The sequence below is a fragment of the Lacibacter sp. genome (assembly GCF_035299325.1).
Classification (GTDB): Bacteria; Bacteroidota; Bacteroidia; order Chitinophagales; family Chitinophagaceae; genus Lacibacter.
On record NZ_DATGWT010000014.1, the window covers coordinates 26,112 to 46,209 of the forward strand.

At 40.4% G+C, this 20,098-nt stretch carries 20 protein-coding genes and 1 tRNA gene; 10 read left to right on the forward strand and 11 right to left on the reverse strand.

Annotated elements, in window-relative coordinates; genetic code table 11:
• The first annotated feature begins 49 nt into the window (after positions 1-49).
• The 5 genes from VK159_RS09060 (at position 50) to VK159_RS09080 (ending at position 5,532) form a co-directional block, all read left to right on the forward strand.
• Positions 50-1,057 (forward strand): stage II sporulation protein M, encoded by a 1,008-nt coding sequence (locus tag VK159_RS09060; protein ID WP_324229811.1) that lies wholly within the window; start codon positions 50-52, stop codon positions 1,055-1,057.
• A complete protein-coding gene (locus tag VK159_RS09065) occupies positions 1,054-1,860 on the forward strand; it encodes a DUF4129 domain-containing protein (protein ID WP_324229812.1) in 807 nt (268 codons plus the stop codon). Before VK159_RS09060 ends, VK159_RS09065 begins: the two co-directional genes overlap by 4 nt.
• Positions 1,857-3,074, forward strand: coding sequence for a DUF4350 domain-containing protein (locus VK159_RS09070; RefSeq protein WP_324229813.1), 1,218 nt, complete (start codon positions 1,857-1,859; stop codon positions 3,072-3,074). Before VK159_RS09065 ends, VK159_RS09070 begins: the two co-directional genes overlap by 4 nt.
• A gap of 99 nt (positions 3,075-3,173) precedes the next feature.
• Positions 3,174-4,151 (forward strand): MoxR family ATPase, encoded by a 978-nt coding sequence (locus VK159_RS09075; RefSeq protein WP_324229814.1) that lies wholly within the window; start codon positions 3,174-3,176, stop codon positions 4,149-4,151.
• A 1-nt stretch (position 4,152) separates the two neighbouring features.
• Positions 4,153-5,532, forward strand: a complete 1,380-nt coding sequence (locus tag VK159_RS09080) for a DUF58 domain-containing protein (RefSeq protein WP_324229815.1) — start codon at positions 4,153-4,155, stop codon at positions 5,530-5,532.
• 66 nt (positions 5,533-5,598) lie between these two features.
• Here VK159_RS09080 and VK159_RS09085 read toward each other — a convergent pair whose 3' ends face one another.
• Positions 5,599-6,249, reverse strand: a complete 651-nt coding sequence (locus VK159_RS09085; protein WP_324229816.1) for a DUF2238 domain-containing protein — start codon at positions 6,247-6,249, stop codon at positions 5,599-5,601.
• Between the two features lie 120 nt (positions 6,250-6,369).
• Here VK159_RS09085 and truB point away from each other — a divergent pair, with 120 nt between their 5' ends.
• Positions 6,370-7,077: a tRNA pseudouridine(55) synthase TruB gene (gene truB / locus VK159_RS09090; protein WP_324229817.1), complete on the forward strand. Its 708-nt coding sequence runs from the start codon at positions 6,370-6,372 to the stop codon at positions 7,075-7,077.
• A gap of 4 nt (positions 7,078-7,081) precedes the next feature.
• Here the strand turns inward: truB and VK159_RS09095 are convergent, their stop codons facing one another.
• A complete protein-coding gene (locus tag VK159_RS09095) occupies positions 7,082-9,610 on the reverse strand; it encodes a BamA/TamA family outer membrane protein (RefSeq protein WP_324229818.1) in 2,529 nt (842 codons plus the stop codon).
• On the opposite strand from VK159_RS09095, the gene VK159_RS09100 reads away from it, so the two are divergent.
• A complete protein-coding gene (locus tag VK159_RS09100) occupies positions 9,588-10,325 on the forward strand; it encodes an RNA methyltransferase (RefSeq protein ID WP_324229819.1) in 738 nt (245 codons plus the stop codon). The genes VK159_RS09095 and VK159_RS09100 overlap by 23 nt on opposite strands.
• A gap of 89 nt (positions 10,326-10,414) precedes the next feature.
• Here the strand turns inward: VK159_RS09100 and VK159_RS09105 are convergent, their stop codons facing one another.
• A complete protein-coding gene (locus tag VK159_RS09105; protein WP_324229820.1) occupies positions 10,415-11,044 on the reverse strand; it encodes an SDR family oxidoreductase in 630 nt (209 codons plus the stop codon).
• Positions 11,045-11,153: 109 nt separating this feature from the next.
• On the opposite strand from VK159_RS09105, the gene VK159_RS09110 reads away from it, so the two are divergent.
• Positions 11,154-11,570 (forward strand): hypothetical protein, encoded by a 417-nt coding sequence (locus VK159_RS09110; protein ID WP_324229821.1) that lies wholly within the window; start codon positions 11,154-11,156, stop codon positions 11,568-11,570.
• On the opposite strand, the gene VK159_RS09115 is transcribed toward VK159_RS09110, so the two are convergent.
• From VK159_RS09115 to VK159_RS09150, 8 genes are all read right to left on the reverse strand, one after another.
• A complete protein-coding gene (locus VK159_RS09115) occupies positions 11,567-12,580 on the reverse strand; it encodes a hypothetical protein (RefSeq protein WP_324229822.1) in 1,014 nt (337 codons plus the stop codon). The two genes, VK159_RS09110 and VK159_RS09115, sit on opposite strands and share 4 nt — an antisense overlap.
• Before the next feature lie 38 nt (positions 12,581-12,618).
• Positions 12,619-13,239 (reverse strand): HAD-IIIA family hydrolase, encoded by a 621-nt coding sequence (locus VK159_RS09120; protein ID WP_324229823.1) that lies wholly within the window; start codon positions 13,237-13,239, stop codon positions 12,619-12,621.
• Positions 13,240-13,241: 2 nt separating this feature from the next.
• Positions 13,242-13,826 (reverse strand): D-sedoheptulose 7-phosphate isomerase, encoded by a 585-nt coding sequence (locus VK159_RS09125; protein WP_324229824.1) that lies wholly within the window; start codon positions 13,824-13,826, stop codon positions 13,242-13,244.
• A gap of 105 nt (positions 13,827-13,931) precedes the next feature.
• Complete coding sequence (locus tag VK159_RS09130) at positions 13,932-15,068, reverse strand: glycosyltransferase family 4 protein (protein WP_324229825.1); 1,137 nt, start codon at positions 15,066-15,068, stop codon at positions 13,932-13,934.
• A gap of 24 nt (positions 15,069-15,092) precedes the next feature.
• Entirely contained in the window at positions 15,093-15,482 is a 390-nt protein-coding gene (locus VK159_RS09135; protein WP_324229826.1) for a GxxExxY protein, read from the reverse strand.
• Positions 15,483-15,565: 83 nt separating this feature from the next.
• A complete protein-coding gene (locus tag VK159_RS09140; RefSeq protein ID WP_324229827.1) occupies positions 15,566-16,507 on the reverse strand; it encodes a glycosyltransferase family 2 protein in 942 nt (313 codons plus the stop codon).
• 8 nt (positions 16,508-16,515) lie between these two features.
• Entirely contained in the window at positions 16,516-17,028 is a 513-nt protein-coding gene (locus tag VK159_RS09145) for a DUF4199 domain-containing protein (protein ID WP_324229828.1), read from the reverse strand.
• Between the two features lie 10 nt (positions 17,029-17,038).
• A complete protein-coding gene (locus tag VK159_RS09150) occupies positions 17,039-18,304 on the reverse strand; it encodes a dihydroorotase (RefSeq protein WP_324229829.1) in 1,266 nt (421 codons plus the stop codon).
• A 122-nt stretch (positions 18,305-18,426) separates the two neighbouring features.
• On the opposite strand from VK159_RS09150, the gene VK159_RS09155 reads away from it, so the two are divergent.
• Positions 18,427-18,500 (forward strand) — tRNA-Pro (locus VK159_RS09155).
• Between the two features lie 297 nt (positions 18,501-18,797).
• Positions 18,798-20,069, forward strand: coding sequence for a site-specific integrase (locus VK159_RS09160; RefSeq protein WP_324229830.1), 1,272 nt, complete (start codon positions 18,798-18,800; stop codon positions 20,067-20,069).
• Positions 20,070-20,098 lie beyond the last annotated feature (29 nt).

A 20,098-nucleotide genomic window follows, 5' to 3' on the forward strand; every position in this document is an offset into this window, starting at 1 on the left:
GATGGCTGTAATTAAAAATTACTTGTTATTTTCAATTTTCTGACTCACTATGAGAGAAGCACTTTTTATCAAGAAGAATGCGCAGAAGTGGAATGAATACCAATATCTGCAAACCGAAGACCCTGATCAGATGGCAGACCGTTTCATAACCCTGCTTGATGACCTGAGTTATGCTAAAACATTTTACCCTCATAGTAAAGTTACCCGTTGGATCAACAGCCTCGCTGTAAGTATTTATCAAACCATTTATCAAAACAGGAAACAACGGTTTTCACGTCTAATCACATTCTGGCAATATGAATTGCCATTGATGTTCCGTAAACATCACCGGATGTTTTTATATACATTCCTGTTTTTTGTGCTGCTGTTTGCAATGGGTGTTCTCTCTTCCATCAAAGATGATCAGTTTGTAAAAGGGGTGTTGGGAGAAGATTATGTTGCCATGACAGAAGAGAACATTGAGAAAGGCGATCCGTTTGGTGTGTACAGCAGCGAAAGCAGGTTTGCGATGTGGGTGCTCATAGCATACAACAACATCAAAGTTGGCTTCCTGATGGTGGCAGGAGGTATCTTGTTTGGTATCGGCACCTTGTATGTTTTCTTTACAAACAGTATTATGATCGGCAGCTTTCAATACATGTTCTTTGCAAAAGGATTGGGCTGGCAAAGTGTATTGGTGATCTGGATACATGGCACACTTGAAATAGCCGGAATGATCATTGAAGCATGCGCAGGATTTGTATTGGCAAGAAGTATTTTATTTCCCGGCACATTTACAAGATGGGTATCGTTTAAACGTGGTGTGAAAGATGCAATGAAAATTTGTGTAAGTCTCATTCCCATTACCATACTTGCTGCTTTTCTTGAAAGTTACATTACCCGACTCAGCTCAAATGCATTTGATAAAACCACGAACACATCATTACCGGTTCCCATCAGCATCAGTATATTGGCTGTATCCTTTTTGTTTATTCTCTGGTACTTTGTGATCTATCCCATGCGTTTAGAAAAAAGAATAAAAACTGATCCTGCCTTTGCAGAAAAAATCCTTGCATGAAAAACCGCTTTCCTTATTTCCTGTTGCTCGTAGTGCTGGTTACTTTTTTCAGTAACCCGGCAACGCTGTATGCACAGGTAACAGTGGACAGCAGTGTTCAAGTGATTGAAGAACCGGTTGATGATACAACAGCTGTTTATGATGATGAATACGAAGAGGAAGAAGAAACTGAAGTGTTCGATACAACATTGCATCGTTCAACATGGATTTATTCTGCTGACAGTGTACGCTCATTCAGATCGCAGAAAGAGTTTGAGTACATGAAGAACCTTGATAGTTTATTAAAGAAACGCCAGGAACTGTTACTGCAAGAGCAAAAGAAACAAAGCGGCAAACGGGTGATTAATGTTTTCCCTTTCATAGAAGTATTGTTATGGACGCTTCTGATTGGCGCATTGTTATTTGTCCTTTATCGGGTTTTTCTTTCAGATCGTGGTTTGTTTGCATCACCACTTCGAAATAAAAAATTGCAGGTTGAAGAAGAAAAGTTTACGGATGATGTTTATCTCGATCAACAATTGCAACAGGCGATAATAGACGGCAACTATCGTTTGGGTATTCGTTTTCTGTACCTGCAATCGCTCAATAAGCTTTCAGACAGAGGGTGGCTGCAGCTTTCTCCCGATAAAACAAATTACCAATACGTTCGTGAACTGGCAAAGCCGCAATTGAAAAATACATTTGCACGTATCACTTTACATTATGAATATGCCTGGTATGGTGATTTTTTAATTGAGCAACATGTATTTGAACCAATAAAGAAGGAATTCGAACAGTTCTATCAAACCATTAAACTAAGTTGAATAAACTCTTACGATATTGTTTGTGTGCCTGTTTCTTCAGCTTGCTTGTTGCATGCGGAGGAAAAGACAAACTAAAGCTGCCCGATATGCGGCACAGCTATTCAAAGAAAAGTAAGAATCCGTTTGGAGCTTATACTGCATATAGTATGATGCGGAATAAATACCGGTTCTCAACAGTTGAAATACTTGATAAGGCATTTCATGAAAATGTTGAATACCCGGTGGGTGATAAACAAAGTTTGTATGTTGTTCTCAGCAGAAATATCTTTTTAGGCGACGTAGAACGTGAAACAATTCTTGAGTATGTAAACAAAGGCAACCAGGTATTTATAGCTGCGGAATATGTTGATAAACAATTACTGGATACGTTGGGGCTTAAGGTGCAGTATATTACAATGAAGAGTATTTTTCAACAACAGGTTGACACAGCAGGCCCCATGCGTTACACCTCTGTTACAGTTCTTCAACAGGATTCATCAAAAAATCCTTCTTATGGTTTCTTTTACCTGCCGTTTGAAGCGCATTTTATACGCCCCGATGAAAGCAATGCGCTTGTACTTGGCACAAACGATGAAGGAAGTCCAAACTATATTTCTGTTGTGCATGGTAACGGTCGTTTTTTCTTTCATCTGAATCCGGAAGCATTCAGTAACTATTACCTGTTAAGCGGGCAGAATAAAAAATATGCAGAGGAAGTCTTCAGCTATTTACCTGCAGATCGGAAAACAGTTTATTGGGATGATTATTATCGTATTGGTCGCTCGCCCAATAAGAATTTTTCATTGTTCGATGTATTTCTTGAGAATCTCATTTTGAAATGGGCCTTGCTGATGTCGTTGTTACTGTTGCTCCTGTATATTGCCTTTGCAAGCAAACGAAGGCAACGTGCAATACCCATAAAACCTGTTAACAGCAATGCAAGTATTTCGTTTGTAGAAACCATTGGCCGTCTTTACCTGCAGAAAAAAGACAATCAGAATATTGCACATAAGATGACAACGTACTTTCTTGAACACATACGAACCAAGTATTATCTCAACACAGCGCACCTTAATGCAGAATTCTTTTCATCGCTTTCACGCAAGAGTGGGGTAGACGAAACAGAAGTAAAACAGTTTTTTCATTTCATTCAGCAATTACAGGAATCACACGAGGTTACGGATGCTCAATTGCTGGAATACAATAACCGAATGCAACAATTCTTAAAACAGTAAAAATAAAATACGAAGTACGGGGGTACGATGGCGTACTTCTAACTTCGTATCTCGTACTTAAAACAGTTTGAACAGTTATAAAAACAAATAAACGGATTCATGGAAAATCAATTTTTCGAACAACGCACCGATCTTTCGCAACTCAACAATGCTATCACTACTATTCGTGAAGCAGTGGGAAAAGTAATTGTAGGGCAGGAGCAAATGCTGGAGTTGATGATCGCCGGTATACTTGCAGATGGACATATCCTCATCGAAGGTGTGCCCGGTGTAGCAAAAACATTATCGGCAAAGCTGATGGCAAAACTGATCGATGCTGATTTTTCACGCATCCAGTTTACACCCGATCTGATGCCGAGTGATGTATTAGGTACTTCTGTTTTTAATCCGAAAGAAGCAAGCTTTCAATTCAAAGCTGGCCCTTTGTTCAGCAATATTGTGTTGATCGATGAAATTAACCGTGCTCCTGCAAAAACACAATCGGCTTTGTTTGAAGTAATGGAAGAACGACAGGTAACAGTTGATGGAACCACTTACCAAATGAGTGTGCCGTTTATGGTACTGGCTACACAAAACCCGGTTGACCAGGAAGGTACTTATCGTTTACCTGAAGCACAGCTCGATCGTTTCCTGTTTAAAATTGAAGTGGGTTATCCCTCGCTTGAAGAGGAAGTGATCATTTTGCAAAACCAGCACCAGGCCGATAACCGTTTCCTGTTGAACGAGATCACAAAAATATTATCAGCATCAGACATTGCTCAATACAGGGAAACCATCCGCAGTATTGTAGTGGAACAAAAACTGCTGGAGTTTATTGCACGCATTGTGCATGAAACACGCAACAATCCTTCGTTATTTCTTGGTGCATCACCACGTGCCTCTTTAGCCATTGTTAAAGCATCGAAAGCATTTGCGGCTATGCGTGGGCGTGATTTCATTACACCGGAAGATATCATTGAAGTAACACCACATGTACTCCGTCATCGTATTATCCTTACACCTGAAAAGGAAATGGAAGGTATTACGGCTGATGAATTAGTTGACCGTATCATTAAATCATTGGAGGTACCACGCTAAGATGTTCTGGCTGTTTTTACTTTCAGGCGCAATTATTTATCTGCTTGCACACTTTGTGTTGAAGTCGCTGTATTTCAGTACACGATTCTTTCAATTGCTGGCAGTGAATATTGCGTTGTTCCTGCTTGCCTATTTTTTTCCTGAACTGGAAACGCCGGCAAAATTGTTTTGTCTTTTGCTGTCGATCGCATTTGCAGCCGATCTATTTTTTCTGTTTGCCATCAATCGCAAACCAATTATTGAACGTGATTTGCCTGAACGTTTGAGTAATGGCGATAGTAATCCTGTTCATATTCAGTTGCAGAATCTTTATCCATTTCCTGTAAAGGCAGAAGTGATCGATGAATTACCCATGCAGTTTCAGCAACGGGATTTCTCCATGAAGCTGAAATTAAAAGCTGGTGAAAGTCGTGAACTGATCTATCATCTCAGACCAACTGAAAGGGGAGAATATCATTTTGGAAAAGTGCAGCTGTTCGTAAGCTCCTTACTTGGTTTTGTTGAACGGAGATTTATTGGTGCAGAAGATGTGATGGTGCCTGTGTATCCATCATTCATACGTATGCGGCAATACCAGTTGCATGCAGAAGCGGCACAAACAAAAGAAAGTGGTAACCGGCGTTTGCGAAAGATCGGCCATAGTATGGAATTTGAACAGGTAAAAGAGTATGTGCAGGGAGATGATGTACGTACCCTCAACTGGAAAGCAACGGCACGTAAAGGTTCACTGATGGTGAATTCATACACCGATGAAAAAAGTCAACAGGTGTATTGTGTGATTGATAAAGGAAGGTTGATGAAAATGCCATTCAATGATCTCACATTGCTGGATCATGCTGTGAATGCAAGCTTGGTAATGTGTAATGTAGCATTACACCGGCAGGATAAATTTGGACTGATGACCTTCAGCAACAAAATGGGATCGGTATTAGCTGCAGATCGTAAACCTGTACAATTGGAAAAAGTATTGCAGCTGCTTTATAACCAACAGACAGCCTTCCTCGAATCGGATTTTGAATTATTATATACTCGTGTGCGTGCAACAATAAAGCAACGCAGCTTAATTATTCTCTTCACCAATTTTGAATCACTGGCAGGTATGCAAAGGCAAATGCAATACCTGAAACGCATTGCCAAATATCATTTGCTGCTGATCGTTTTCTTTGAGAATACAGAGTTGAAACAAGTGGCAGGCCAGGACGTGGAAGATATTGAAGACCTGTATGTAAAAACCATTGCCGGTAAATACATGCACGAAAAACAACTCATCGTAAAAGAATTGCAGAATGCAGGTATTCTCAGCATTCTCTCCGCACCTGAACATGTAACGGTGAACACCATCAACAAATACATTGAAATAAAGACAAGACAAGCGATATAGTAAAGTAAGATGTGCGTAATACGCAAACTCGTCGGCACGGTCGCAGACCGTCAGACGCACAACCGCTTACTCCTTTTCATAAATATTAAAGATCCGTTTCACAGCGGATACAATTGTTGTGGCAAGAATGGCTCCTGAAAAAGCAAGAAAAATATCTTTCTGTGCATCCCATATATCACCTTGTGTTCCTAAATATGCATCGCCTTGTGCTTTAAAGAAAATATCAGCAACCGCCCATTCGATCAATTCATAAAAAGCACTGATAGATAATGTGATCTCAATCGGCAATATCCAGGAAACAAGCTTTGGATATTTCAACCATTTCAAAAACATTTCACGCATAGGATAAGCAAGCAAAAAACCAAAGCTGAAGTGAACGATACGATCATAGTTATTGCGCTTCGCATCAAACACATCCTGCAAATAATAGCCGAGCGGATTTTCGGCATACGTGTATTTAGATCCATACACATGCAGGCACATATAAATACAGATCAACAGGTAAGTGAGATCGCTGAATTGAAAACGCTTAAATGTCAGCACAAAAAAAATAAGGAAAAGAAAAGTCAATGTATTTTCCAATAACCAGTTACTCATGTCTGTTGTTCCGAGATAGGTATTAACCCACACAGCGGTAAAAACAGAAACAAAAAGCCATAACCAGTAATTTTTTCTCAGTGGTGTTCTGCTGTTTGATATTGCAATTGTAAAAGCCATAAAGCAAGTATGATTTTGGTTGATTTGTAAAAATATGATTTGACAGTTTTAAAACACAATAATAGTAGCTGAAACAGCAATATCATCACTTCAACTAAGTCCATTACCTTTGCCCACTACATGAAACAGGAAGTACAAACCATTTTTACAGAAGGACAGGTAATATTGGTAGATAAGCCATTGGAATGGACATCACACGATGTGGTGGCAAAAGTGCGTAATGCAATCAAAATAAAAAAAGTTGGTCATGCAGGTACGCTTGATCCGTTAGCAACAGGATTACTCATTCTTTGCACCGGCAAGTTTACCAAACGCATCAACGAATACCAGGCACGTGAAAAAGAATATACCGGCACATTTACCATTGGTGCTGTTACTCCAACCTATGATCTCGAAAGTGAACCTGAGCAATTCAATGATTATTCATTTGTAACTCCTGAACTCATTCACGAAACAACAAAACAATTCATTGGCGATATTATGCAGGTGCCGCCTACGCATTCGGCTATTAAGCGTGATGGCAAGCCTGTGTATTTATTAGCAAGAAAAGGAGTGGATGTAGTGCTGGAACCAAGACCATTGCACATTAAAGAATTTGAGATCACAAAAATTGAACTGCCGGTTTTGCATTTCCGTGTCGTATGTTCAACCGGAACATATATCCGCAGTCTTGCACATGATTATGGGAAGGCATTAGGTTGCGGCGCTCACCTCAGCAGTTTACGACGTACACGGATTGGCGAATTCACAACAGAAGAAGCAAGAACATTACCCGAAACATTGGAATGGATAAAAGAAGTAAAAGCTGCAATGCCTCCAACTGAATAGAACGCTACCACTGGAACGGATAGCCAATACCAAGTGAGATATTAATATTTTCATAGCGCCAGGTGCGGGCTTCAGCAGAACGGCCAAACAGATTTCCAACATCATTAAAACTTGGAATACTCCATCCCGCATTTGTTGCCGCAAATGGATAAGCAGGATTCTTTAAGCGATACCCAATATCAACACGTATCAGGAATAAACCCACAAAATCCAAACGGAAACCTGTGCCCACACTCACACTTAAATCACGGTAAAGATTTTTTAATTTAAATACCACTGTATCGTTACCGATATTACTTTGGTTGCGGAAGTTCCACACGTTACCAATGTCAGTAAACAACGCACCACGAAGAATTAATGTGTTGGGCCAGATGCTTAAAATATTATAACGGTATTCAACATTTGCCTCAAGGATCATATCGCCTGATCTGCTGAAGAACTGGTTTCTTCCTGTTCTTACATCAGCAATGCTTGCACCGGGACCAATACTACGTAGTGGCCATGCACGCATACTGTTGGGACCACCACCTGCATACTGCTTAAAGAAAGGCATGCTCGATGTATCGTTGTCATACAAAAAGCCGGCACCCGCTGCCGCACGAAACACCCAGCGTTCCTGTTTTGTTGCGGGACTTATGATCTGGTATTTAAATTCAGCATCGCCTTTTACATACTCAAACAATTCTTCATCAAACAAATTAATAGCATTTTTTAAACGGCCTGCCAATGCACCTGATTCTTCGAAATTGAGGCGCAATGCTGAAAGATGATTTTGTCTTTTCTTATTCTGAAAACGTTTGGTATAGTTAATGCTTGCAGCGCCTAAACCTAATACGAACCCTTGATTGAAAGAGTTGCGAAGGAATACGTTATTTGCTAACTGATCTTTGAACGATTGAGACAGATCATAAAGTTTTACATACTCAACATTCACAGGACTGATACGCCAAATTTCATTCCTTGGAGTTTGAAACTGCCAACCGAAAGTTGAACTTGCTGTGGTGAGCGCAAACAAACCATTCTGATTAATATTCCTGTCAATAAACGAAATAGAAGAGGTGAGGAATGTTTTACGGTTCAACCATCTTCTGCTTTTACGTGTAAACAACCATGATGGAATACGTGGTGTACTGATTGAATTGCTGAATGACAACTCTGTTGCCTGCAAACCTGAATTGATAGGAGGCAGACCTAATTCAATACCACCACGCAACGTGTTATTCATTTGAATACCTTGCTTGGCAATATTCCTGTCCTGCAAACCAACTGTAACACCAAAACCAATAAGATTACCCGCAGTTGTTAGTCCGGACTGAACCTGGTTAAACACACTTTCAACGTTTGCACTAAATGTAAAACGCTTATAAGGGATCATGAACACATCATAGTCGATAGCATTTGAATCCTCGGGAACAAGTTTTGGTTGTATCCTGATCACCTGCCACACATTCAACTTATTTAATTCATCTGCTGTTTGATTCAATTTTAATGAACTGAATAAACTATCGGTTCGTAAACGAAGATTACGACGAATAAATGCAGGTTTATATTTCCCTTCCTGGAAACGAACAGTGATATTATTTCTTACACTATCAATGTATTGAACTGAATCAACATTATCGCCTCCTTTAAATTCAGGATAAACAACAATGTTGCGGTTGTAGAATTGCCGGAAGATGGAATCTTTCAGTCTTGGTTTGGTGCGTATATAAACGTTGATCAATGGGTTCTTTCTGCGTTCCTGCGCCTCCTGGAACACTTCAAACTGGCGAATAGGATCAAGTGCAAGGCTTGGATCAAGCAATGCAAGGAAAGTTGTATCAACATCTGCATAGATCGCGTCACGGTTCATGTTGTAATAACCGTTGTTGCGATAAAGTTCAATAAGCCTGTTCATTTCTCTCGATATCAACTCTTCACTAAAAGGCATCCCTTTGCGTAGTAATGTTTGCGAACTGTTTTGTTGCGTGAGCTCTGCAATTGGCGCAATCTGTGCCCGGTTTGAGTCGTTGGGAATAATTGCAATAGAATCAATGCGAAAAACAGGACCTGTATTTACTCTGAATTTGGTGGAAGCCCGTATTTGTAATCGCTCCGGATCTTCTTTGTGCACGGAGTCGATATAAACAGTATCAATCGTCACTTTTCCATTATAATAGCCCAGCGTTTGCAGATAGATCTGCATGTTGCGGGCGCTTTGATTAGCATAGGTTGTGTCAAACACAGGAGGATTTTCAATGCGTTTGAATATAAGCCAGCGTTGTCGTACGATCACACGCATACTGTCATCGAGTTGAGTTTCCAAACCTCCTTTAAGTAAAGTGAGTGAATCTTTGCTAAGCTTGTTATTAACTACATTTATCTGGTTAGAATAAACAAAAGGCTTGTCTTTTGGAAATTTCTTTACTTTGAGAAATAATTTTGAATTGCAGGAACTAAGCACCGACAGTACTGCCAAACAGGTAAATATGGTAATGGTTAACCGGGTGAAGCTCATAAAAAGATGATCGATGCTCAGTAAAAATGAAATCAAATATATCCAAAGTTTAGGCCATAAAAAAAGAAGGGATGAAGAACGGCTCTTTTTAATGGAAGGAAACAAGATGGTAGCCGAGCTTTTAGCGCATTATCCCTCACAGATTGTGCGGTTATACGCCACCGAAACTTTCTTTGAACAAAATTCCGCAGCCAGGCAAATTCAACTGCATCAAGTCGTTTCGGAAGATGAACTGGCCCGTATTTCCCAATTACAAACACCTAACCAGGCACTTGCGCTTGTACATTATTTTGCTGAAGCAGCAGTTGAACTCTCGTCAACTGAGTGGACGTTGGCATTGGATGGCATCCGTGACCCCGGCAACATGGGCACCATTATTCGACTGGCAGATTGGTTTGGCATCCGCACCATTATTTGTTCTCCAGATTGTGCAGACATCTATAATCCAAAAGTAGTGCAGGCAACAATGGGCAGCATCATGCGGGTAACTGCCGTTGAAAAAGAACTGGCTGTTTTTCTTGCTGATCAGGACTTGCCTGTTGTTGGCGCAGTGCTTGGAGGCAAAGAACTTTCTTCCTTTGAATTTCCAAAAGCAGGTATCCTGGTTATAGGAAATGAATCGAACGGAATTCGTGAAGACGTGATTCCTTTACTGAGCGATAAACTCATGATCCCACGTTTTGGCGAAGCAGAATCGCTGAATGCGGCAATTGCCACCAGCATTTTTTTATGGGAGTTGAAGCGGGGATGATAGAGTCGCTGATGACACTGATTTGAAGGATTTGCACGGATAGATTCAATCAGTGTATATCCGCTTGATCAGTTCAATCCATGTTTCTATCAAATGGCGGAAATACCAACCCTGCTTTTCACAAATTCATTCCGCTCTAGTTCATTCAACATAAACTGTGCAAGGTCACCAGCATTAATACTGTTTAAATTTGGCTGCGGAGGATAGTCTTTGGCGGTGATATAATTACCGGTGGGGCCATCGTTGATGATATCAGGACTGCAAACAAAAGTCCAGTCAAGAGGGGAGTCTTTTAAAGATTCATATGCTTTGCGATGTTCATTTCCAACCGGAAGGTATTCCTCGGGATAATCTTTCTGATCGATAATGAGCGAGTGCTCATCAAAGTTTAAAATACCTAAACCGCCCAATGCCACAATTCGTTTGACAGCTGCTTTCTGCATTTGGGTAACAATCGTCTTCATACCAAGCGAACGTGCTTTGTCAGATCCGTCAAAGGCTCCGCCAATTGCACTCAAAACTGCATCACAACCTTTAATAGCGTGCAATATGTCTGCTGCATCAAATAAACCAGCTTTTATTTTCTCCAGCTTGTCGTTCTCAATATCCATTTCATACACATTCCGGCCGTAAGCTTTTACCGAATGACCACGCCATAAAGCCTGCTTAACGAGTTGAGTACCGACCTGACCTGTGGCGCCAAATACAATTATTTGCATGCTGTTTCTCTTTATACTTACAAATTACAAAAGGCCATTGAGAATGTTAAATTTAATATGCAGCCAACCTCTGGTAAAGAATTACAATCTTTGCAGTTAAATCAACAAGTTGAAACAAGTTTACTTCCTCATACTGTTTATATTCTCAGTTGGTCTTGTGCGTGCGCAAAAGATCGATAGCCTGTTCTTTAATCTTTACACCGATAGTTTAAAGAAAGGTTCCTGGAATTATATTAATGTTGATGCGAAACTCAGCAACGGCAGTTATATGCCATTAACCAGCGAGCAATTAAATTTTAAAGTAAGCAACGGCAAACTGCAGGGCAACAGCGTTTGGATCGATTGGGAATTTACTGACGATTCTGTTGTTGTGGAAGTATCGCTGAAAAAAGATGTTTCAGTTCGCAAATCAATCACCATCTGGATCAAAAAGAAAGATGAACAATTGAACGCACCTTTGAATGATTCATTGCTTCAACAGATCAACGACCGACCTAAAACTCCCAAAAAGAAAAGAAAGAATTAGCCGCCTGTTTTTTTCTTAACAGGAGGTTTTGCTGCAGGCTTTGTTGTAGCCGGTTTTTTCGGAGCCGGTTTTGTAGTAGCTGGCGCCACATCCATTCCTTCACCCATTTTTAACCGGTTATTAAAATCAATTGCTTCCGGTATCGGCGCTTCTCCATCCTTCAATTTAAAGTCGAATACTTTATCAATGTGCAGCCATTGGCCATTCGTCCATTTAAAACCTTCATAATCACCATCAGGAATTAACGTGTATTTTTTGCCGGGTTCATTTGTTTCAGATATCAGGTGATCGAAGATGATCATATCCATTTCTTCATCGTACTGCACTCTTGCACGTCCATCTTTTTTATATTCTAATAAGAAACGGTTCAATGCAGGTTTAGGTACAGAATCTTTTGCATAAGAGAATGCAGCAGGTATTCCGAACATAGGCGTACCATTATCATCAAACCACATTACATCCAGCCACTTCTTTGTGGTGCGTGCATCATTTTCATCGTAACCAAAAAGTGTATAGAATTTTCGACCATTATGCTCTTTTTCAAGAATACGGTAATACACAGCACCAATCCACCACATATTGTTGGCAACTGTGTCAACATCATTTGCGATAAACTGATCGGCATCACGAAGTGGAATAAACTTTTCTCTTCCCTTTGGATTGCGGAGTTGAATAAATCCTTTCTGTCTGCAATAATCATCATCTCTTACGACCTGCCAGGTGAAAATGCGGAAGGAACTATCCGGACTGTAAACTTTTGAAATTGTTTTTAACGAATCAAACGGAAACTGGTATGATTTATCCTGGATGAGTGCCCGCACGAGTATGCGGGTGAAATTACTGTCGCTGCGAAAACGAACCGCTGCATCTGTCCCACGTACGATCTCGTAACCAAAACGTTTGAGAGAATCTTCACGGAGTTTGAATTGCTTTAATTCAGCAGGAGTGAGTTGCTGTGCTGAAGCAACCAACACAAACGAAACGCAGAAAAGGGTAAAGAGTTTTTGCATGCAGACTATTAACTGATTCCGGGCAAAGTTATTGTGTTTTAAGCCTTACTCACGAGCGCTGTGGCAAATGCTAACAAATCTTTATACTGTGCATCCACTGTTGACGGGTCAGGATTCTCTTCGGGCCGTGTTGGAAGGTAAACAGTAAAGGCACCGATCTTTCGTCCAAACCACATATCGTTGGGCATATTCCCCACCATGATCGACTTACTGAAATCAACAGCCGGAAAATCTTCTTTGGCCTGGTACGCCATGCCCGGATTAGGTTTGCGGTTGATGTGTTTATTATCTGTTTCAGGACAGAAATAAATTTTATCGACACGACCATCATTCGCCGTGATTTCCCGCAACATGTTCGTATGAATTTCCTGCAGATCATCCAGCGACATTAATTTCTTGCCAACACCCGCCTGGTTCGTCACCACAAAGATTCGTGGAAACAGATCAGCCAATTGCTTGATGGCTTCCAGCACTCCGGGCATGAAATGAAACTCATTCCAGTTTTTGATATAATCGCCAACCACATCCTGGTTAATAACACCATCACGATCGAGAAACAAAGTCCAGTCTTTATCAACCAATGGTAATTCCTTATGTGGCAATGGCATAAAGTAAGCTGTGTTTGCAGGATGATTTGTTGGGAGTGTTGTATGGATCATGATCAGCTTTTTGCAGTGAAATAACGCTCTTCAACTAATTGACAAATGATATGCCCCAGCATGATATGGCTTTCCTGTATGCGAGGTGTTATCTTCGATGGCACATTAAACAAATGATCGCTCAATGGTTTTAGTTTGCCACCTGTTTCACCGGTAAAACCTATTGTGATCATTCCTTTTTCTTTTGCAGCTTTAAATGCTTCAATGATGTTGGGTGAATTACCTGAAGTAGATAAACCAACCAGTACATCGCCTGCATGACCAATACCTTTCACCAAACGTGCATAGGCCACTTCAAAACTATAATCATTGGCAATGGCTGTGAGATAAGAAGTGTTAACATGCAACGCTTCGGCAGGTAATGCTTCACGATCGAGATAAAAACGACCGCTGAATTCTGCTGCCAGATGTTGTGCATCAGCAGCGCTGCCACCATTACCACAGAAAAGAACTTTCTTGCCTTTTCGAAATGCATCAACTATCAGATCGCTGATGGCATCCAATTTTGCAATGACTGTTTCATCATTGAGGAGTTGCTGTTTTACAGCAATGGAATCAAGAATAACCTGTTTGATCTGTTCGCTCATGCTGCAAATGTAAATGAAAAAGAAAAGCTGCAAGTTCTTAGCTATTAGCCGCCAGCCAATACAAATCTCTGCGAACTCAGCAACTCTGCGTGGGTTATCGAAAAGCTATACCGATGCGGCCAATTGCAAAACTGTAGCCGTCATTTTATCCCAGCCATATTTCTTTTTTTCTTCACGAAGATGGGGGAGAAATTTTTCAGCGCCTGTCTGCATATATTCCTGCATGGCTGCTGCAATTGAATCAACGGTAGGTTCACAAACCAAACCGACTTTACCATGCGGCACAAAAGCAGGTAATCCGCCAACATTGGTAACAATCATGGGGATTTCAAAATGATAAGCAAGGGGAGTAACTCCGCTTTGCGTGGCATTGCGGTAAGGCTGCACCACAGCATCAGCCGCACAGAGATAATATTTTACTTCACTATCGGCAATGAATTCTGTTTTGAGAATCAGATCATCTTTTAGTTGAAGTTGTTCGATGAGATCATCGTAGTGTTTACGGTCTTCGTAAAACTCACCAGCTATCAGTAATTTGGAATTTGGATTTTGGATTTTGGATTTCTTGAAAGCCTCCAGTAACATATCAAGTCCTTTGTATTTGCGTATAAAGCCGAAGAAAAGAAATACAAATGAATCCTGACTTATACCAAGATGAGTGCGTGCTTCCTGTTTTGAAACTGCGTTGCCAAACACATCATACAACGGATGTGGTTGCAATATTGCTGGTTTTGTTTGGGTGAACGTACGCAGATCGCTGAGTACTTTATCACTCATGGTGATGAATGCATCAACCGGTTTTATAAAATACTTCGTGAATGCATGATCGCCGAAACGCTTTTCATGCGGCACCACGTTATCGGCAATGCAAACAATTTTTGTATGCTTATTTGATTTGATGCGGCGCAGAATAGTTCCTAATGCCGGCCCCATCAACGGTAACCAATAACGAACAACAACGAGATCAGGTTTCAGATTCTTTATTTCATTGCCAACCGCTAACCAGTTGATTGGATTAATGGAGTTGACTTTTATGTTGATGTTGAGATCTGCTGGTGCAGGTTCAGATGAATATTGAGTGGTGCCGGGAAATAGAAAATCGGGGTACTGTAAGCTGAATGAATAGATCGTTACATCATGTCCTTCGTTTTGAAACTGCCTCGCCAACCGCTCATTAAAAATGGCGATTCCACCACGCAGGGGATGGGCTGGGCCGAGGATGATTATTTTAGATAGATTCACGGATGACACTGATATAAGCTGATGTTAACGGATTTGTTTATGCTCGTTGGTAAAAACCTTTCGCTTAAATGAAGGCTTTTCTCCAAAAAACAAAAGTAACCCAATCTCATATTCAGTTGCTTTTAAATAATTGGTTAGTTGTAATTCGTGTTCAAGAATAATTCCACCTTCGCCAGCCTTTAATTCGAGTACACAAATGTTTTCAACCAGTATGTCAGCAAAATAACTGCCGACCTGCCTGTCATTATAAAACACTTTAATGGGAGCTTGTTGGACAGAGTTCAATCCATTATTCTGCAATTCAAACATCAGTGTATTTTCATACACTTTTTCCAGAAAGCCATATCCTAATTTATTGTAAACAGTATAGAAACAGCGGATGATTTTACTGGTAAGTTCTTCATGTATCAGCATAGCAACAGGTTTAAGTCCTGACAAGATAATAAATGAGCAGAAAAATCTGTTCTTATCCGCCTCAATCCGTGTCATCAATGACTCTATAACCCTGCTTTATCCCCAATCAAATAAACATTCCTCTCAGGTGCATTGCGTGCAATCAATTCACCAATAAAACCTGCAAGAAATAATTGCGAACCAATGACCATAGAAACAAGTGCTATAAAAAAGGTTGGACGATTGGTGATCGAAAAATTAAAATCAACCAGCTTTGAAATAACCAAGTAGCCGCTGATGATAAAACCAATCATAAAAAACAAGGTGCCCCAAAGCCCAAAGAAATGCATGGGACGTTTACCAAACTTGCCAACAAAAGAAATGGTGGCAAGATCAAGAAAACCATTTACAAACCTGTCCCAGCCAAACTTGGTAACACCATATTTGCGTTTTCGATGTTCAACTACTTTCTCACCAATTTTGCGGAAGCCTGCCCATTTAGCCAGCACCGGAATATAGCGATGCATTTCACCATACACTTCAATACTTTTCACCACCTTCCCATTGTAAGCTTTTAACCCGCAGTTAAAATCGTGCAGGTAAATGCCACTCATCTTGCGGGTGGCTGCATTAAAAAGTTTCGATGGAATATTTTTTGTTAATGTATTATCGTAACGTTTCTTTTTCCAACCACTCACAATATCAAATCCATCAGCAGTGATCATCCTATACAGCTCCGGAATTTCATCCGGACTGTCCTGAAGATCTGCATCCATGGTAATCACGACTTCGCCTTGTGTTGCTTTAAAACCCTCATTCAACGCAGCTGACTTACCATAGTTACGTTGAAAAGAAATGCCCTTGATATTACTGTTAGCCGCACGCAATTGTTTGATCACATCCCATGAACCATCGGTGCTGCCATCATCCACCAAAATAATTTCGTACGATAATTTCTGTTCGTTTACCACCCGTTCGATCCATGCACAGAGTTCGGGCAACGATTCAGCTTCATCTTTTAATGGAATAACAATACTCAGGCTCATAGGCGATATTAAATAGATTTCGGCATATTCGAGTTAGGATTCTTTTTTGCAATACCTGCTCCAATCAGCGATGCAATACCACCAATGAAAGCATAGCTGAATAAAGAACCCACAACACCAAAAAGGAAAAAATATTTACTGGTAAATTCAATTGCTTTGTCAATTGTTTCTTCATTCATCTGCGGATTCTCTTCCATTCCTTTACGTGCCATCTCCATAGCCTTTTCTTTTACTTCGGGCATTAAAAATGTAGATAGAATGAACCCAGCTATTGCTATGAGAGTAACAATTGCTGCGGTTTTAAATCCATGACCAAATACAGAACCAAATGTTACTTCGCCATCCATATCAACCGAAAAAGAATAACAGGCCCAAACTATAGCTGCCAAATAACAAACTATTGTAACCCACTGCACCCAACGCTCATAAATATCGAACACCTGGAACAGTATGCCAATGAGAACAACAGCAATACCAATGATGAGACCTTTAACAAAGTGAGAGGTTACTTTCTTTTCCATAAACAAAAATTTAGTTTAGTTTAAGTTGATTGTTATTGATGATGCCAATCACTTTTCCTCTCAGCTCTTTCCCAATAAAGGCAGAGTTCTTTGATTTGGAGCGGATGGCACCGGTTTCAAACACATATGTCGCCTCGGGGTTAAATAATGTTACATTGGCCATGGCACCTTCTTTTATTGAAGGCATTTCAATATCCAAAACCTTGCGTGGATTGATACTCACAAGTTCCACCCAACGTTCGGCACTTAACGTATTTCCAAAGATGGCACCCATTACACCATAACAACTTTCAAGACCGATCATACCGGGTTTGGCATATTCAAACTCACATATCTTACTATCGTATTCGTGTGGTTCATGATGCGTGGCAATACAATCGACCGAACCATTCAGCACCGCTTGCCGTAAAGCATCACGCTCAACAGCTGTGCGGAGTGGGGGATATAGTTTGAGGTTGGTGTCGTAACTCTGCATGTCTTCATCTGTAAAATAAAGATGAGCAGGTGTTACAGAACAGCTGATGGCTGCACCACTTTCTTTTGAGCGGTTAATATATTCAATACTCTTTGGCGAAGTAACACCTGTGAAATGCAGTTTCGATTCTGCATAGCGGGTGAGTTTAATATCTCTCGCCACCTGAATTTCTTCAGCAAGTACAGGTTTTCCCGGCAAGCCAAGACGTGTGCTGATGATGCCTTCATTCATTAAACCATAGGTGCCGATCGTTTTATCATCGGGTATCTGAATGATGGTGCCATTGAATGCTTTCACATATTGCAAGGCTTTCAATAATAAGCCGGCTGATTGTACTGGATGCAATCCATCAGTAAATGCAGCAGCACCGGCAGCACGCATATCATACATCTCTGCCAGTTCTTTACCTTCGGTTTGTTTGGTAACAGCACCCAGCGGATGAATATTTACAGGCGATTGTTTTGCTTTCTGCACAATATATTCCACCTGCGATTTACCGCTTACAACGGGGTTGGTATTTGGCAACACCATTACATCGGTGTAACCACCCGCAGCTGCAGCTTCAATACCTGTTTCCAATGTTTCTTTGAATTCAAAACCCGGATCGCAGAAGTGCGCAAACAGATCAACCCAGCCTGGCGAAAGATGAAGATTTTTTTCCTCGATCACCTTGTCAGCCTGTTGCTTTGGCAGCAAGCCAATCAGTTTAATTTGTCCGTTATCAATAAATACATCTTGTACAGTTTGATGGAAAGGAGACTGTGGATCGATAATGTGCGCCTGCCTGATGAGAATGGTCATGTAAAGAAGTTCAGATTATTGCGGCGCTAAGATCGTTTTTTTTGATTGATTTTGTGCCAAATAGATATAAATCTTACATTTGCTGCCCGTTGAAATCCAGGGGTGGATTTCTGTTTTTTGTTCGGGACGTAGCGCAGCCCGGTAGCGCACTTGCATGGGGTGCAAGGGGTCGCTAGTTCGAATCTAGTCGTCCCGACAATCGATGATTCAAATTGAATCAATCCCTGTAAAATCTTCTGATTTACAGGGATTTTTTATTTTATCCCTCTTAAATCAACTCAAAAAAGCTCAAAAAAAACAGGTGTAATTCGGTGAGCATGTTCGGGCATATGAATTGTACTCACCTTACGCCACTCAATTCATTGTGATCCAAACTGTCGTCTCAATTTTACAGGAGATAAATAAGAGGATTCGAAATGGATTCGAAACTGCGGACTGATGTTTTGTGAAGAGTGAATTTTCAAATCATTTCAAATTTTAAAACGACAGAGTTATGGGAAGACAAACATTCGGCATCTGCTTTCTTTTGCGAAAATGCAAGGCAGATAAACAGCGGGCAGATATTTATGTACGTATCACTGTAGACGGAGAAGAAGCAGAATTTTCCTGCAAAGAGCAAATCAATATCAATCAGTGGAATGTCCAAAAAAGTATTGTAAAAGGAAATAGCATTGAAGCAAAATCAATTAATGAACACCTGGATAGTATCCGCATTTCAATAAAGGATAAATACCGAAAGCTTACAGACAGGGAAGAATTGGTTACAGCTCAATCAATAAAAGAAGCCTATTTAGGCGCATCGTCTATAAAGAAAGGTCACCGTTTAAAAGAACTGTTAGCTTATTACAGAAAGATCTGGCAACCTAAATTAAAACCAGGGGGCTATAAAAACTATAAAACCACCCTTGATTATATAGAACGTTTTATTGAAGAAAGCTTTCCGTCAAAGGACATCTATCTTTCTCAGGTCGACACTAAATTTGTCACTGATCTCGAATACTATATAAGGATGAATCCGGCAAAAGTACATGACCCTTGTAAAGGAAATGGATTAGGCAAACATATTCAACGCTTCAAACGTATCATTACCTGGGCAACCAATGACCTGAAATGGTTAAAAGAAGATCCTTGCAGTAGTTATAAATGCCCGCTGAAAAAAAGCAAGCGAAAAAAACTCGACATGCGTGAATTGGTGTTGCTTGAATCGAGGGTTTTTCTTGATCCTGATCTTCATTATGTGCAACAATTATTTTTGAATAGCTGTTATACCGGATTGGCATTCATAGACAGCATGGAGCTTGCAGAAACTGATTTTGAATGGGAAGAAAACGGTACTGTTTGGTGCAACCGATACAGAACTAAATCTGACGAATTATGTTCGGTACTCTTACTGGAGTCTGCAGCCAAAATATTACAACACTATCGACTACAGGCCAAACAAGAGAGCAGAAGAACGATTTTTTCCAAAATCACCAACCAGCAGGTGAACCGGTCATTAAAAATAATTCAGGAAGTATGCGGCATAAATACACCGCTAACATTTCACGTGGCACGGCATACATTCGCAAAAACAGTAGCATTGAAAAACGGCATACCACTGGAAACTGTGCAGATGATGATGGGACATTCAAAAATTACCACAACACAGATTTATGCTGATGTGGATGAAGAAAAAATCAAAGATGATATGAGTGGACTTGAAGAAAAATTGAATCGCAAAAGATTACAACTCCAAAACAATCCCATTAACTTCCAAAATGCTTAAATGAAAAGCCGCTAATTAAGCGGCTTTTT

Coding starts and splice junctions, on each gene's coding strand:
- VK159_RS09150 (WP_324229829.1), bottom strand. CDS start 18,304: ATGACCATTCTCATCAGGCAGGCGCACATTATCGATCCACAGTCTCCT.
- VK159_RS09085 (WP_324229816.1), bottom strand. CDS start 6,249: ATGGCTTTTACAATTGCAATATCAAACAGCAGAACACCACTGAGAAAA.
- VK159_RS09060 (WP_324229811.1), top strand. CDS start 50: ATGAGAGAAGCACTTTTTATCAAGAAGAATGCGCAGAAGTGGAATGAA.
- VK159_RS09120 (WP_324229823.1), bottom strand. CDS start 13,239: ATGATCCATACAACACTCCCAACAAATCATCCTGCAAACACAGCTTAC.
- VK159_RS09145 (WP_324229828.1), bottom strand. CDS start 17,028: ATGGAAAAGAAAGTAACCTCTCACTTTGTTAAAGGTCTCATCATTGGT.
- truB (WP_324229817.1), top strand. CDS start 6,370: ATGAAACAGGAAGTACAAACCATTTTTACAGAAGGACAGGTAATATTG.
- VK159_RS09135 (WP_324229826.1), bottom strand. CDS start 15,482: ATGCTGATACATGAAGAACTTACCAGTAAAATCATCCGCTGTTTCTAT.
- VK159_RS09115 (WP_324229822.1), bottom strand. CDS start 12,580: ATGCAAAAACTCTTTACCCTTTTCTGCGTTTCGTTTGTGTTGGTTGCT.
- VK159_RS09125 (WP_324229824.1), bottom strand. CDS start 13,826: ATGAGCGAACAGATCAAACAGGTTATTCTTGATTCCATTGCTGTAAAA.
- VK159_RS09105 (WP_324229820.1), bottom strand. CDS start 11,044: ATGCAAATAATTGTATTTGGCGCCACAGGTCAGGTCGGTACTCAACTC.
- VK159_RS09100 (WP_324229819.1), top strand. CDS start 9,588: ATGCTCAGTAAAAATGAAATCAAATATATCCAAAGTTTAGGCCATAAA.
- VK159_RS09075 (WP_324229814.1), top strand. CDS start 3,174: ATGGAAAATCAATTTTTCGAACAACGCACCGATCTTTCGCAACTCAAC.
- VK159_RS09160 (WP_324229830.1), top strand. CDS start 18,798: ATGGGAAGACAAACATTCGGCATCTGCTTTCTTTTGCGAAAATGCAAG.
- VK159_RS09065 (WP_324229812.1), top strand. CDS start 1,054: ATGAAAAACCGCTTTCCTTATTTCCTGTTGCTCGTAGTGCTGGTTACT.
- VK159_RS09080 (WP_324229815.1), top strand. CDS start 4,153: ATGTTCTGGCTGTTTTTACTTTCAGGCGCAATTATTTATCTGCTTGCA.
- VK159_RS09140 (WP_324229827.1), bottom strand. CDS start 16,507: ATGAGCCTGAGTATTGTTATTCCATTAAAAGATGAAGCTGAATCGTTG.